Annotated in this window: 11 protein-coding genes and 4 pseudogenes; 7 read left to right on the top strand and 8 right to left on the bottom strand. The window is 43.3% G+C overall.

Annotation, left to right across the window (positions count from 1 at the left end; translation table 11 throughout):
• Positions 1-97: 97 nt before the first annotated feature.
• From yfcE to ACWGOO_RS10355, 4 genes and pseudogenes are all read right to left on the bottom strand, one after another.
• Complete coding sequence (gene yfcE, locus ACWGOO_RS10370) at positions 98-649, bottom strand: phosphodiesterase (RefSeq protein ID WP_452483076.1); 552 nt, start codon at positions 647-649, stop codon at positions 98-100.
• A gap of 203 nt (positions 650-852) precedes the next feature.
• Positions 853-2,271, bottom strand: coding sequence for a glycoside hydrolase family 1 protein (locus tag ACWGOO_RS10365; RefSeq protein ID WP_452483074.1), 1,419 nt, complete (start codon positions 2,269-2,271; stop codon positions 853-855).
• A 401-nt stretch (positions 2,272-2,672) separates the two neighbouring features.
• Positions 2,673-3,281, bottom strand: coding sequence for a DUF1349 domain-containing protein (locus ACWGOO_RS10360; RefSeq protein WP_452483072.1), 609 nt, complete (start codon positions 3,279-3,281; stop codon positions 2,673-2,675).
• 35 nt (positions 3,282-3,316) lie between these two features.
• Positions 3,317-4,212, bottom strand: a pseudogene (locus tag ACWGOO_RS10355) (ROK family protein).
• A gap of 382 nt (positions 4,213-4,594) precedes the next feature.
• On the opposite strand from ACWGOO_RS10355, the gene ACWGOO_RS10350 reads away from it, so the two are divergent.
• The 5 genes from ACWGOO_RS10350 (at position 4,595) to ACWGOO_RS10330 (ending at position 8,669) form a co-directional block, all read left to right on the top strand.
• Entirely contained in the window at positions 4,595-4,930 is a 336-nt protein-coding gene (locus ACWGOO_RS10350) for a ribosomal protein L7/L12 (protein WP_452483070.1), read from the top strand.
• An 82-nt stretch (positions 4,931-5,012) separates the two neighbouring features.
• Positions 5,013-5,492: a Cys-tRNA(Pro) deacylase gene (ybaK, locus tag ACWGOO_RS10345; protein WP_452483068.1), complete on the top strand. Its 480-nt coding sequence runs from the start codon at positions 5,013-5,015 to the stop codon at positions 5,490-5,492.
• Between the two features lie 88 nt (positions 5,493-5,580).
• The gene (locus tag ACWGOO_RS10340; RefSeq protein WP_452483066.1) at positions 5,581-6,774 is read left to right on the top strand and encodes an oxalate decarboxylase family bicupin; all 1,194 of its coding nucleotides are present in this window, start codon (positions 5,581-5,583) and stop codon (positions 6,772-6,774) included.
• Positions 6,775-6,939: 165 nt separating this feature from the next.
• Positions 6,940-7,539 (top strand): COG4705 family protein, encoded by a 600-nt coding sequence (locus ACWGOO_RS10335; protein WP_452483503.1) that lies wholly within the window; start codon positions 6,940-6,942, stop codon positions 7,537-7,539.
• Between the two features lie 161 nt (positions 7,540-7,700).
• Positions 7,701-8,669 (top strand): NlpC/P60 family protein, encoded by a 969-nt coding sequence (locus ACWGOO_RS10330; RefSeq protein ID WP_452483064.1) that lies wholly within the window; start codon positions 7,701-7,703, stop codon positions 8,667-8,669.
• A gap of 137 nt (positions 8,670-8,806) precedes the next feature.
• On the opposite strand, the pseudogene ACWGOO_RS10325 reads toward ACWGOO_RS10330, so the two are convergent.
• From ACWGOO_RS10325 to ACWGOO_RS10315, 3 genes and pseudogenes are all read right to left on the bottom strand, one after another.
• A pseudogene (locus tag ACWGOO_RS10325) lies at positions 8,807-8,905 on the bottom strand (DNA-binding response regulator); the annotation flags it as partial.
• Between the two features lie 12 nt (positions 8,906-8,917).
• Complete coding sequence (locus tag ACWGOO_RS10320) at positions 8,918-9,307, bottom strand: sensor histidine kinase (protein ID WP_452483062.1); 390 nt, start codon at positions 9,305-9,307, stop codon at positions 8,918-8,920.
• Positions 9,256-9,642, bottom strand: a pseudogene (locus ACWGOO_RS10315) (sensor histidine kinase). Before ACWGOO_RS10315 ends, ACWGOO_RS10320 begins: the two are co-directional and overlap by 52 nt.
• A 322-nt stretch (positions 9,643-9,964) precedes the next feature.
• On the opposite strand from ACWGOO_RS10315, the pseudogene ACWGOO_RS10310 reads away from it, so the two are divergent.
• A pseudogene (locus tag ACWGOO_RS10310) lies at positions 9,965-10,627 on the top strand (hypothetical protein).
• Positions 10,628-10,904: 277 nt separating this feature from the next.
• Positions 10,905-12,626 (top strand): hypothetical protein, encoded by a 1,722-nt coding sequence (locus ACWGOO_RS10305; protein WP_452483060.1) that lies wholly within the window; start codon positions 10,905-10,907, stop codon positions 12,624-12,626.
• A gap of 334 nt (positions 12,627-12,960) precedes the next feature.
• Here ACWGOO_RS10305 and ACWGOO_RS10300 read toward each other — a convergent pair whose 3' ends face one another.
• On the bottom strand, positions 12,961-13,680 hold the full coding sequence (locus ACWGOO_RS10300; protein ID WP_452483501.1) for a YebC/PmpR family DNA-binding transcriptional regulator: 720 nt from the start codon (positions 13,678-13,680) through the stop codon (positions 12,961-12,963).
• Positions 13,681-13,749: the final 69 nt, after the last annotated feature.

Genomic DNA, 13,749 nt, shown 5'->3' with positions numbered 1-13,749 from the left:
AGACGGACAGACTCCGTTCCTATCATACAATAATATGATCTTAGTCTCAATCAGATCGAAAAAGTTTTGAACAAATTCCATTCAAGCTAAAAATGAATCACGTTGAAAATGTGATCGTTTTAATTGTGTCGCCATCAAAATCCTTAACCGTGAATTGCACTCCCTCTAATAACCCATAGGATGGAGGATAGTTTTCCTTCGGCAATGCTATCGAACCGGGGTTCAGCACAAAGACACCCTTTTCCACATCCGCTACCGGAATATGAGTATGTCCCTGGATGAATACATCCCCCGTTTCCAGTGGTGGTAAGTTTCCGATGCTGAAGCCATGTCCGTGCGTGACATAGATGCGACGGCCTTCATGGTACAAAAAAGCATAATCGCCCATCATCGGGAACTCCAGCAGCATCTGATCCACTTCTGAATCGCAATTACCGCGAACAGCTACTGCAATATGCGACTTGTACTGATTCAGTACAGCCGCAACTTCCGCCGGATTATAGCCTTCCGGTAGCCGATTACGCGGTCCATGGTACATATAATCCCCCAGCAGGACAAGACGGTCCGCTTTTTCCTCCTTGAACTTTTCCAGTGCCAGTTGTAACCAGTGCAGCGAGCCGTGAATATCCGATACAAACATAAGTTTCATAATGGTTCATTCCTTTCTCAATATACGTGCTCCTTACCGTATCATAGCCTTTCTGACAATCATTAGTCAGTAATAAAATTATCAGCTAAAGGCTTGATCGTGATAAAAAAACTAAGCGACGCTTCCCTGTACAATAGCAGGAAGCGGTCGCTGTATAACATCCTTTTTCGTTGAATAGCTGCCCTGATCAAGCAAGCATCATTTTATTTCCGTCGCAAGCTTGCACCATTGGTCGAAATAACATCTTTGTACCAAAAGAACGATTTCTTACGGTATCTTTCAAGTGTGCCGCTACCGTCATCATGACGATCCACATAAATGTAACCATAGCGTTTTTTAAGCTGAGCAGTCGATGCACTGACAACGTCGATACAACCCCAAGACGTATAGCCCATAACTTCTACTCCGTCGTCAATGGCTTCCCCAACTTGAACCAGATGATCATTCAGATAGTTGATCCGATAATCGTCTTCAACGGTTTTCTCGCCTTTTTCGTTGGTGATAAGCTCGTCAACGGCACCCAAACCATTTTCCACAATGAATAATGGTTTTTGGAAGCGGTCATAGAACGTGTTGAGTACATAACGCAATCCTTGAGGATCGATTTGCCAGCCCCACTCGCTTGCCTCGAGATACGGATTGCTAACACCGCCGAGAATGTTGCCTTCACCTTTGGTTTTTTTAGCTTCATCAGCCGTCTCACAACTGCTCATGTAATAACTGAACGAGATAAAGTCAACCGTATGCTTCAAATCTTCTGCATCGCCTGGTTCAAAGTGAATGGAGATTCCGTTTTCTCTAAAGAAACGTTTCATGTAGCCTGGGTATTGACCTCTGGCATGAATATCAGCAAACGCCATATTTCTGTGGTCAAATTCCATCGCAGCAATCACATCGTCTGGATTAGGTGTCAGCGGATAAGTAGGCATACTCAGCACCATACAGCCGATTTTGAAATCCGGGTTGATCTGATGACCGATTTTTACCGCTCTTGCACTAGCTACAAGCTCATGGTGAATGGCTTGATAAAGATCTTGTTCACTAAGCTGGTCTTTTGGTGTGCTAATGCCTCCGCTCATGAATGGAGCTTCCAGAATGGAGTTGATTTCATTGAAAGTCAACCAGTATTTCACTTTATTTTTGTAACGGTTAAATACTGTTGTAGCATAACGCTCGTAAAAATCAACAAGCTTGCGGTTTACCCAACCATCATATTCTCTGGACAGATGTAATGGTGTTTCATAGTGAGATAATGTAACGAGTGGTTCAATTCCATATTTGTGAAGTTCATCAAACAAATCATCATAAAATTGCAGGCCTTGTTCGTTGGGTTCCAGTTCGTCGCCTTTAGGAAAAATCCGTGACCAAGCGATGGAAGTCCGGAACACTTTGAAACCCATTTCTGCAAAAAGTTTAATATCTTCTTTATACTGGTGATAAAAATCAATACCGATCAACTTCATATTATCCTCGGTTGGCATATCCGTAACTGGTCCCCAACCACCACAAGGGGTTACATCCTGAATAGACCAGCCTTTTCCTTCTTCTTGATAAGCGCCTTCGAGCTGGTTAGCAGCAACTGCTCCGCCCCACAGGAAATCTTTTGGAAACTGTGTACTCATGTTTTCTCTCCGCCTTTACTAATGTGTTATAAAATACCTCTATATCAATACTAAGTTTTGTAACGCGTTACATGTCAAGTGTTTTTATATCTTTCGTACTCGATTAAGACCTCGTGCTTAAAATAGAGATGACCCGTAAAAGAGCTGCTTTTTTCAGCTGTTAAGAAAATGATGACTGAGTTTCGTGAAGCATTTCCAGACCTTAATTTCTGGGGCGTGGGGGAATTAATTGCTGCTTATCCTCATTCATAATCTCACGAAAAATTTACATGTATTCCCAAATGAAATAACGTTGGCTGGTACATCCTTGGTGACTATACTTCCAGAACCTATGATTGTATTGTCTCCGATATTTCCAAAGTAGATAAGCCCCTTTACTTTCTTATAATTCAGAAAAATGACTATTCTTCTATGGGCGGGTCTGTATGAATATCGAGATCCAGTTCAGTGCTTATCCAGCGTGTAAAAGTAACCTGAAAGCCGGATCGGGTCGGAGCACACGTAAAAGGACCGGCCTGTTGTCCAGATTCGTAAGGAAAACGTGCCACGCGCACGGTGCGCCAGCCATCATTATCTGTCCGCGCTCTAATGATCACTGCATCATGAATCCGTGAAGCACGAATCGTCACGTTATCCCCCACCCATTCAGGCACAGGAGATAATGACCAATCGGAATAACCGTCTGTGACAACGACAGCCAGTTGAGGAATTCCGTCATTCAATTCAATGCCAGCTTTAATCCATTTTCCCGGTCCTTGATACAGCATCATTCCGGCCTGATCATAAAGCTCAGTAAATGAGCCCAACTGAAACGTGACCTCTATAGCAGAATCTCCTTCCCACGCTGCAAGCAGAGAATGCCCGCTACTGCGTTCGAATCCATATAAGGTTTTTTCCCAGTAATCGCTTCCTTCGCTGGCTTCAACTTTGAGGAATTGGCCTTCTTGCAGGGATGACACAGGAGGGTTAGTCCAGGCTCCTGCATCCCATGAAATTGCTTTTTGAGTCATTAATCTCATCCTCTCTTGTTTAATGGAGCAATACCCTATTTTCTTTTTTTCACCAATTGCAAATTGTACGTCAGACTTTCGAGGGTCACCGAAATCAACCCGTTCATGTACTCGTCATTCGTATCGCTTTTCACAAAAATCTCTGGCATATGTTCCTTGGGTATATCTTTTAGACAACCGTTATAAATATCGTCCAACAGAGTCGGCTTGGATAATTCTCCGGTTAAAGTGATAGATACAGGATCAATAATTGCGATAATGGAAGTTATCGTTTTGACACCAAAGGAACGAACCCCTGAGCATTTTTGAGCTGCTGTAGTTGTTCTTCCCTTGTCGTATCAAAGGGCAAAAAGGAAACTTCCCCCGCAAATTTGGTATTTCCTTTTAGCAGGTGTCCGTCGACAATAAACCCCGCTCCCGGGAAATTATCCTTGGGAAAAGTAACAATCGCGAAGGTTTTGTCTTCATCATAATTTTGCATTTTATAAAATCCATAGACTGTTAAATGCATGTCATTTTCAATGTTGATTTCCAGTTCGTATTTGTTGTGAAGCTGCGGACCGAGAGGAATTCCTATGAGCGGATCGATATCACACACACCGATAACCCCTTGATGTACAATCCCAGGAATACCAATGCCAACCGCTTTGACATTTCCATAGATGTTAATGAGTTCTCCAATTTGGTTCTCTATGACCTCATAATCAATATAAGGCACAATCGAGGCCTTCTCTACAATGATTTCGCCCAGCAAATTGGCAACCGCATAAAGTAAGAGAATCCACTCCGCCTTCCGTTTTCACATTTAAACAGAGAATATAGGAATAATCGGCGTTATATTTATACTGCCTTGCCGGGCTTCCTCCAGCTCTGTCTCTAACACTTCCCCGGTTAGAAGAAGCTCTTTCAGAATATTACCGCAGGTAGCCACACTGAGTACTGTTATGCTCGCTATGGACGATTTGGTGGCATATTCAAGAGACTTCAATGTATTTTTGACTAACTCCACATTAATTTGTTTGACTCGGATTGCATTATTGGAGACTGGCAGTATTTGAATCCTCTCCTTTTCCGGCACTTATTAAAAGCATTACAATAAGCTGTAATATAACGCTCTGTCTTTAGAAATTCAATTCGTAGCCTTCCATGGATTGGGAGTAGCAACAGGTTCAAGAATATTCCCCACTCCGTACTCATGTAAATTCAGCGATTCCAGATAATATAACGTAAATCATCATGCTATACTATTTATATTGAGCAGATTCCAGTGTGGCATCTCTGGGATAAAATCAAGTGAAAAAGGGGGAACTTTAGTGGCAACTATGGAATTTATAGCATTGATCGCGTTGATTATTTCCGTCATACTTTTGATCAAAGTCTATAGCTTGCAAGCTCGGCTTAATGATTTGAAATCCGATGTAGAGCGTCTTGAGAATCGCTCTGGAATGTCGGGAATATCGCTGTCAGGCACAACCGCTGCCGCGCCACCACATGTGCTAAACACAGTAGTTTCGAAGGATATCAATGAAAGGCTGCTCCTGCTGATTAGGGAAGGAAAAAAGATTCAGGCGATAAAAGAGCTAAGAGTAGCTAGAGACCTCTCTTTAAAGGAAGCAAAGGACTATGTAGATGGTTTGGAACGACTCTAATAATGAGAGCCAAATAATTCCGCCGGGGTATAGGATTGCAACAATTGCCTCGGCAAGAGCTTAGAAAGGACGACGAAATAAGATGATTACGAGCAAAACAAACGCGATGCGAATATTGGATGGACAGAATGTAAACTACAAAATCCTGAGTTATGATCATCAGGATGGAAAAATAGATGGTATGAACGTAGCTGAGAAAATCGGAAAAGCCCCGGAAGCTGTTTTCAAAACGTTGGTTGCACATAGCAAACAACATCTGTTTGTTTTTGTGATTCCTGTACATAAAGAGCTTGATCTCAAAAAGGCTGCCAAATCAGCGGGAGAAAAGAAAATCGAAATGCTTCCAGTCAAAGAACTACAAAAGCATACCGGGTATATCCGGGGTGGCTGCTCTCCCATAGGAATGAAAAAGCTCTATCCTACTTTTATTGACCAATCCGCAGTAGAGTTGGTAACCATTGTTGTGAGCGCCGGAAAAATTGGAACCCAACTGGAGTTAAGTCCGCAGGATTTAGCCCAGCTCATGGATGCACAGTTTGCAGATCTGACTCAGAAAGCATAAAACCCTCCAAGAATTCATAAAATCTTTATGCGGATTTTCTCTTATTCTAAGATTGATGAAGCCACAACTTGGAGAGGAAGATCAAATAATGCATAATGATTGCTCGAAAAATACCAGAGTGCCGCAGCCCATCAGAAGTGATGGCGCTGGAGGCATCGACAAGGGTCCCCGGGATGTGATGAGGGATTTGCAAAATCCCGACATGCTGGTTCCGCCCGTAACAGATAATGGACTCATTCCGAACATGAGATTTTCTTTTTCAGATGCCCATATGCAGTTGAATCACGGTGGATGGTCAAGAGAAGTAACCGCAAGGGAGCTGCCCATTGCCACAACTCTTGCCGGAGTTAATATGAGTTTGACACCGGGCGGCGTACGCGAACTTCATTGGCACCAGCAGGCGGAATGGTCTTATATGCTGTTGGGGAGTGCCCGTATTACAGCCGTCGACCAAGAAGGAAGAAATTTTGTTGCTGATGTGGGCCCTGGTGATCTCTGGTATTTCCCACCCGGCATTCCACACTCAATACAAGGTCTTGAGGAAGGCTGCGAATTTTTGCTGGTTTTTGACGACGGGGACTTCTCTGATCTGAACACGTTATCCATCTCCGATTGGTTTGCACATACTCCAAAAGATGTACTGTCTGCCAATTTCGGCGTTCCTGAAGCTGATTTTTCGTCCATTCCTCAAGAACAAGTATACATATATCAGGATGCCGTTCCCGGATCAATCCAAAGTCAGGCGGTTCCCTCTCCCTATGGTACGTTGCCCCAATCCTTTAAATATGAATTACTCGCTCAGCCCCCCATCAAAACACCGGGTGGAAGCGTACGAATCGTCGATTCTTCCAATTTTCCGATATCTCAAACGATCGCCGCTGCTCTTGTTGAGATTGAGCCTGGTGCCATGAGGGAAATGCACTGGCATCCCAATAATGACGAATGGCAATACTATCTTACCGGGCAAGGCCGAATGACTGTTTTTGGCGGAAATGGCGCGGCGCGCACGTTTGATTTCAGAGCCGGGGATGTTGGATATATACCTTTTGCTTATGGTCATTACATTCAAAATACAGGCTCGAGCACGCTATGGTTTCTTGAAATGTTTAAAAGTGACCGCTTTGCTGATGTTTCCCTGAACCAATGGATGGCTCTTACCCCCACAGAGCTCATTCAAAGCAATTTAAATGTTGGCGCTGATGTTATCTCTAATTTACGGAAGGTAAAATGGCCCGTCGTCAAGTATCCCGGTTATTCTTTTTATCCAAAGGATGAACTCTGAAGAATCCGGTGAACGTGCATCTTGTCCGTGCACTCAGAAAAAAGCATATCCTCATGCATTTCTTACTGCTTTCTAATGTGAATTTAATTATCTCCGGATATATTAAAGCAAATAGCACTTATAAAAATAAAAGGCTGTTAAAATTCGGGGAGTGAGAAATGAAAGATTTTTCAACTTTCTTCTAAGAAATACCATCCATTTCTTTATTGGACTGTAATTCTTACAACGAGTACTGCTGGCACGACCATGTCAGACTACATGGATCGTAGCCTAGGGTTGGGTTATGCAGCGGGATCATTAATTTTAGTATGCATATTGTTAGCCATTTTTTCATTTTGGTATTTTAGTGAGCGATCATTGAACGTCAATAATATTACTACACGGAAAGTAGAAGTGATTTATTGGATTGCCATCTTGTTCTCAAACACTTTAGGTACTGCTTTAGGTGATTTTTTGGCGGATAGCTCCGGTCTTGGTTTTGTAGGAGGAGCGGTTTTAATAGGGAGCTTGCTGGGTGTGATTCTGCTATTAACTTATTTTACAAATATTTCACGAGTTTTTCTGTTCTGGCTAGCATTTGTATTAACACGTCCTTTTGGAGCGACATTTGGAGACCTTCTTACCAAATCCCACGCAAAGGGAGGATTGGATTTAGGTACTATGGGATCTTCGCTGGTACTGGTTACAATTCTTATAGCCTTAATTATCTACACTACTCTAAATGCTTCTAAAATGAAACAAACACCGGAGTTAAACGCAAGTTAATCATTTAACGAACAGATATAAAGAGCTGTCCCAAACCGCCGACTGCATCCTTGTACCGTTATTAGTTATCCATAGCTACTTTGTAGCATTATAACTGGGGCGGACTCAATCCCTTCCCTAATCATATACTGTATAAAATTTTCGTAAAGGTGGCAGACGACGTGAAGCAGCTTGAAATAAAACTCGTCTTGTTCCAAAGAGATTATTTTGTACGAAGAAGAAGAGTGTTCAACCGTGTACGCTTAATAAACCAAAATAAAATAAACTATCTTCCCTTTAGCAGTGTATTGGAGATTCTCGAGTATGATGTTTTAAGATCAAATCGGAAAGACCTGTCGGTTACGGACGGTTCCCAATTCCTTACCATCCCCATACAAGGTGCTACAGCCCGACGGGAAGGTGTTTCCTTTGAAATAGACCCTTTCTTAATCATCAACAAGCAGCGTTTTATAAGCTTCCCTTCAATCAACCGTCTATTTAACGTCGATCTTGTTTTGAACATGAAATCAAAACAGGTAACTGTTCGCCAGCCGGGGCGGTTTTTAATTACTGCCAAAGGAGATACCCTCCAATTACTCGCCAGATTGCTGAACACAACAGTCAAGCGGCTCCTCTCCGTCAACAAGAATTTGAAAGAACCCATTACGCCCGGAACCAAAGTAACCATACCTACCATCCGTTTTAACAATACCCTCACTTCCCAGGCATCACGTAAGAAAAAGGTGAAGACCAAACAGAATCAGGAACTAGCACCTGCCATAATTGCCTTGGGCAGACAACTGAGGGGAACACCGTATAGATTCGGCGCCGGCCCCTATCCAAGGACCAGAGTGTTTGATTGCTCTTCATATATACAATATATTTTTGGAAGGAACGGTGTAGTGCTGCCAAGAACAAGCCGTGCCCAGGCAAGAGCAGGCAGAAGCATTAACCAGAACCAGATCGAGGCCGGTGATCTAATCTTTTTTAGAAGAGACCGTTATTCAGATAACCGTATCGGTCATGTTGGTTTGGACATCGGAAATGGACAAATGCTCAACACGTATAAATCCCCACCCGGTGTAACAATTACCTTTTGGAAAGATCCTTATTGGTTAACCCGGTATGTCACTGCAAGAGAAATCTTGTAAAGGATAATGAGCTTTAGTTCCAGGTGTCCGCATAGGTTTTAACAAACTGCTCCAATGATATCGGGGAACGTCTGGTCACGCGCAACACCATATCGGTAATGTCAACGAGTGGAGTCCAATGAATGCTCTGTGTTTATCTACTTTACAATCCCGATACGAATGGAAAATACAACCGCTTGCGTGCGGTCTTCGACCGCGCATTTTTGAAGAATTCGATGAACATGTGTCTTAACCGTTCAATGGTCCTGTCATTCCTCTTCACCTTTCATTTCAGTTTTCCCAACGGCCGTCGGCACCTGAATCACGAGCTGCATTCCATACGGCTCAGCCATTAGAATCTCTAAAGATCCCCCTGCCCGTTCGCATCGTGCCTTCATGCCTGAAAGCCCAAAACCTGAATGATTCTGATTGGCCCCTGTCCATCCTCCACTATCTGTTACGATCATTGTCAATTTCCCTGTATGTTCTGAGACTGTAATATCAACGCGGGACGCTTGTGCATGCCGAATAACATTGGTGAGTGCCTCCTGAAGAATCCGATACAGTAATTCAGATATGGTAGATTCCCACCTTCCAGTTCGTCCATCTACGGAGAAGCTGATATGAAATTCGACCTGCTCTTGAACTTGCTTAACCAAACTCGCAGGGTAACCAGACCAAGCCCCGTTTTATCGATGGCCATCTGGTGCACGACGGAACGCACTTCCTGAAGACAGCTACGTGCCACCTCCAAAACGGTCCGTAAAGCTGTCTCGGCTTCAGCGGCATCCATTTTCATCATATAAGGCAATGCCTGAAGCTAAACTATGACGGAGGTTAAACCGTGTCCGATGCTATCATGAAGATCATGGGATATCCGGCTTCGTTCTTCCAGGACAGCATATTTTCCGGTCATGCTTGAAAAAGTTAGATACGCGAACAACGCTGGTGTGATCCATAAGCGGGACGGGCGAATTTCTTTCTCTTTCAGCATTAAAAAAACGACGATAACCAAAATGATGACATAGCTGCCCATGTTATCCCCCCACATTCCTTATTTATCTCAACTGCATGTAACCAGTTTAAGCCATTCGGAGTCGCTTTAGAATCCATCTGCAGGTTGATTTACTCCCTCCTCCCCTAGATGGAGCATTGGATACATTGAAATTCCTCATTCCTAATCAGTTTCTAATCTAAGCTTAAATGTTCTATGGTTTTTCACATATAATTCTCACTATCGTTTCATGTTCTTTATGTACATTGTTCAGGAGGGACAAGCATTTAAGAAGGTTCCCAAAACATGAAGAGGATTATCAATGAAACAAGAGGATCGGAATCAGAACATGAAAAGCGAAAGTATCCCCATTTCCACAGAGGAGTTGGTTAACCCATCTATAGGCTGGCAAATGCTAAACAAGGTGCCGGAGGTCGTCATTTTCTTTTGGATTATTAAGATTATGACGACTACCGTGGGAGAAACCGCTGCCGACTTTCTTAACTTTAATTTACATTGGGGCTTGACTCGTACAACTGTGGTCACGGTTGTTCTCTTACTCGTCACACTTCTATTTCAGTTTAGATCACCTATCCATTCATTCTATTTACACGACCAGGCGTGAAATATTCTACTGGGCAACGATATTCTTTACCTTTGCCTTGGGTACTGCGGCTGGTGATCTTATATCAGAGGGCCTTGACTTAGGTTATTGGAGGTCAGCGCTTATGTTTGCGTCACTGATTGGTATCGTAACGATTGCCCGCTACCGATTTAAATTCAATGCCGTGTGGTCCTTCTGGATGGCGTACATTGTGACCCGGCCTCTTGGCGCCTCACTTGGGGATTATCTGTCGCAATCTCCACCGATGGCGGACTCGGCCTGGGTACGGCTGGAACCAGCGTGATTTTTCTCGGGACTATTTTAGCCTTGGTGATCTACCTGACGAAATCCGGAATAGATCAAACCCAACCATCATCATAATCTGCTAAAAAGCATAGAAGAAAACGTACCCGGGACGTAGCCGGAATGATCCGTGTAGATTGCACCTTGACTCTGATACAACATTTTCACAACAAAAATATAGTTAAATATTGATATAAATAACCAAATACCTTATAATCACAAAAAATAATCTCTTCTAACAACTAGAATCGGCAAGTCCTAGCCAAATTTATGTTTAGGTTTTTCTTTCTCTCAAATTGCTAAAGTCATACTATTTTTTCGTTATTATTCCATTATCAGAGGAGCGGATGTAATTATGTTTAACAATGAGATTTTAACAGGCTCACTACAGGAGCGCAAACAGATCGTAATCGACGATGTAGCAGCATTGGACTACCCTTACAATGAGTACGATCAGGGGCGAAAGGTCGGTGGTTATGCAGCTATGGCAAAATTTTCTAAAGGAGATATCAGCACTGGACTTGCCTACGTCAACATTCATTTGGATCGGAGCAAAGACATGTTCTGGGGAATTAACGTAATGGAAGCTTATATGAAGTATAAAGAGTATTACACACCCGCATTAAAGAATAAAGTAAAAGCAAAAATGCTCAGTTTTAACATTTTGAATGCCGATGGGACAGCGCTGTTGGGAAATACAGAAAATCAACGGCTCATGTACGCCGCAGTCGGGGTTGTCGGAGCGGAAGAATGGCCGGATTATCCGGTGAAGTATGCTACCATCTCCAGAAGCTATCTGCTGTCCGAACTTCCCACAATTACAAAACAGGGATACTTTGAATACGACTCCCCAACATATTTTATCCATCATGTAGGACCGCTATTGTTCATTACCGAACACTTGAAAGACGAGACATTGCAGAATATGGCCAAAATGACATTGGAGTGGTATTTTGCCAGTATCGTAGGAGAGTGGCTGCATGGGTACTGGGTGACCAGTCAGGCCAGAACATATAATGCGCAGCAAGAGCCGGGATATACACTCGATGAGAGTGCAATGCTGCTGTGGATGTTGTTTGGAGACAGTCGTAAGCCGATATATCTCGGCAATGAAACCAAACTGAAATTTAGCACGATTCCATTTACGGTTGCGGGCTACGAGTTACCAGACATTTTCAAGCGTATAGCGACAGCCCGTTCTACAACTTACACACATAAGGAACGGATGCCTAGAAACAGTAACAAACCGTATAAGACAAGCTACATTACCCCGGATTACGCCGTATTTAGTCAAAAGGACAATCGGCTCGCACAACACCAGCTTCATCGTTGGGGCATCAAGTGGGTGGGAGATACATACAATGACGAACCCAATACGTTCTTCATGAAGCAACACCTCAGTGATCCGATTAACTTGAATCCGTCGAACTCCGAATATTGGATTGGCGGAACGAATATGGAGGAAGTGCTTCAGGACGACGGTGCACTCATCGCGGTATACAATATCACAAATTCAAATACATGGATCGACGGCCCTGTTTCATATAACGGAATCAAAGCAACGATCGAACAGGACCCATCCAACAAGAACGGCTGGGTATTCTTCCATACAGGTAAAATGCTGATGGCTGTCAGGACGGCACAACCTTACGAGTGGCCTTATGACACGGAATCGTGGAAATACGGAGGTTATCAGAGAGCCTTGCGAAGTGACGGGGCAAAAAATGCGGTCATCGTTGAAACAGCACCTCTCATGGACTACACAGGCGATTCTGGCATTAGAGAGCTTGACTACTTTGCTGAGGCTGTGCTGACGAAAACCGTAGTGGATTTCAGCGGTATTAACGATACCAATCCACGAGTCTATTACAAAGGATTAACAGGTAAAGAAATGGAAATCGTATATGCCACCTCACGTAAAATTCAGGGTGCAGAAGTCAATTATGCTAATTGGCCTCTGCTGGATAATCCGTGGATGCATCAGAATTATAATGGAAGTAAACTCGATTTGGTTCATGGCGGAGAGAGACGGACCTATAATTTCAATAGCTGGAAGGTAACATCAAGCATTATGTAAAGTCTGCCGCTAACTGACAAGGGCGTCTCAACCAGACTATCCGATCTGATTGAGACGCCCCTACATGTACTTCCGGGTGCCTACATGGGTTTGCACAAACTGCTCAAATGAGATCGGGCTGCGCCCAGTGAACACGCTCCACAGTATTGGTAACTTGATCTTCACTCCCATTTTCACGTATCCTTTGATCCAATTCCGCCAGCATGGCAGCGTAGTTCAACAAAAGAAGGCCTGTTGCATATTTACATAAAACTTGCTGCAAATACGCTAAAAAACACCGTATCGGAATACGATGTTTTTATAAATTCACGGATTCAGGTTGTTCAGCTTGAAGCTATTCATCAGAATCTACATTATGGTAAACCTGCTGAACGTCCTCCAAATCTTCTAGTGCATCAATCAATTTGTCAAATTGAAGCTGTGCATCTTCTGGAAGAGTAATATCATTTTGGGCAAGCATGGTAAGTTCAGCCACTGTAAATTCTGTAACTCCCGCCTGCTTGAAAGCTTCCTGCACAGCATGAAACTGGTCAGGCTCAGCATACACGATAACAGCCTCATCCTCTTCGATGATATCACGCACCTCTACATCTGCCTCCATCAACAGCTCCAACCCTTCATCTGCAGTTTTACCTACCAGACCAATAACCGCCGTCGAATCAAACATATAGGCTACAGATCCGCTTACACCCAGACTACCGCCATTTTTAGTAAAAGCAGAACGTACATCAGATGCCGTACGGTTTACGTTATTGGTGAGTGCATCTACAATGACCATGGAACCGTTGGGTCCGAAGCCTTCATAGCGAAGTTCAACATAGTTTTCATCTCCTGCGCCTTTTGCTTTTTCAATTGCCCGGTCAATGATCGCTTTCGGCACATTGTACGTTTTTGCACGTTCTAGCACGACTCTGAGAACCCGATTGGATTCAGGATCAGGCTCGCCCTGTTTGGCTGCTACATAAATTTCTACGCCAAATTTAGCATATATACGACTCGTATTTGCATCCTTGGATGCCTTTTTTTCTTTAATATTGTTCCACTTACGTCCCATAATATCCCGCTCTCTTTCTATATGAATATACACAACGGTATTCATTATATCCTTGTATATTATATCTCC

This window comes from Paenibacillus sp. NPDC055715, assembly GCF_053617595.1.
The sequence above is the reverse complement of the archived record's forward strand: the minus strand, read 5'-3'. Positions and strand labels throughout refer to the sequence as shown.

Excerpts from the sequence above, each read along its gene's own strand:
- yfcE (WP_452483076.1), bottom strand. The coding sequence starts at position 649 with ATGAAACTTATGTTTGTATCGGATATTCACGGCTCGCTGCACTGGTTA.
- ACWGOO_RS10365 (WP_452483074.1), bottom strand. The coding sequence starts at position 2,271 with ATGAGTACACAGTTTCCAAAAGATTTCCTGTGGGGCGGAGCAGTTGCT.
- ACWGOO_RS10360 (WP_452483072.1), bottom strand. The coding sequence starts at position 3,281 with ATGACTCAAAAAGCAATTTCATGGGATGCAGGAGCCTGGACTAACCCT.
- ybaK (WP_452483068.1), top strand. The coding sequence starts at position 5,013 with ATGATTACGAGCAAAACAAACGCGATGCGAATATTGGATGGACAGAAT.
- ACWGOO_RS10340 (WP_452483066.1), top strand. The coding sequence starts at position 5,581 with ATGCATAATGATTGCTCGAAAAATACCAGAGTGCCGCAGCCCATCAGA.
- ACWGOO_RS10305 (WP_452483060.1), top strand. The coding sequence starts at position 10,905 with ATGTTTAACAATGAGATTTTAACAGGCTCACTACAGGAGCGCAAACAG.
- ACWGOO_RS10300 (WP_452483501.1), bottom strand. The coding sequence starts at position 13,680 with ATGGGACGTAAGTGGAACAATATTAAAGAAAAAAAGGCATCCAAGGAT.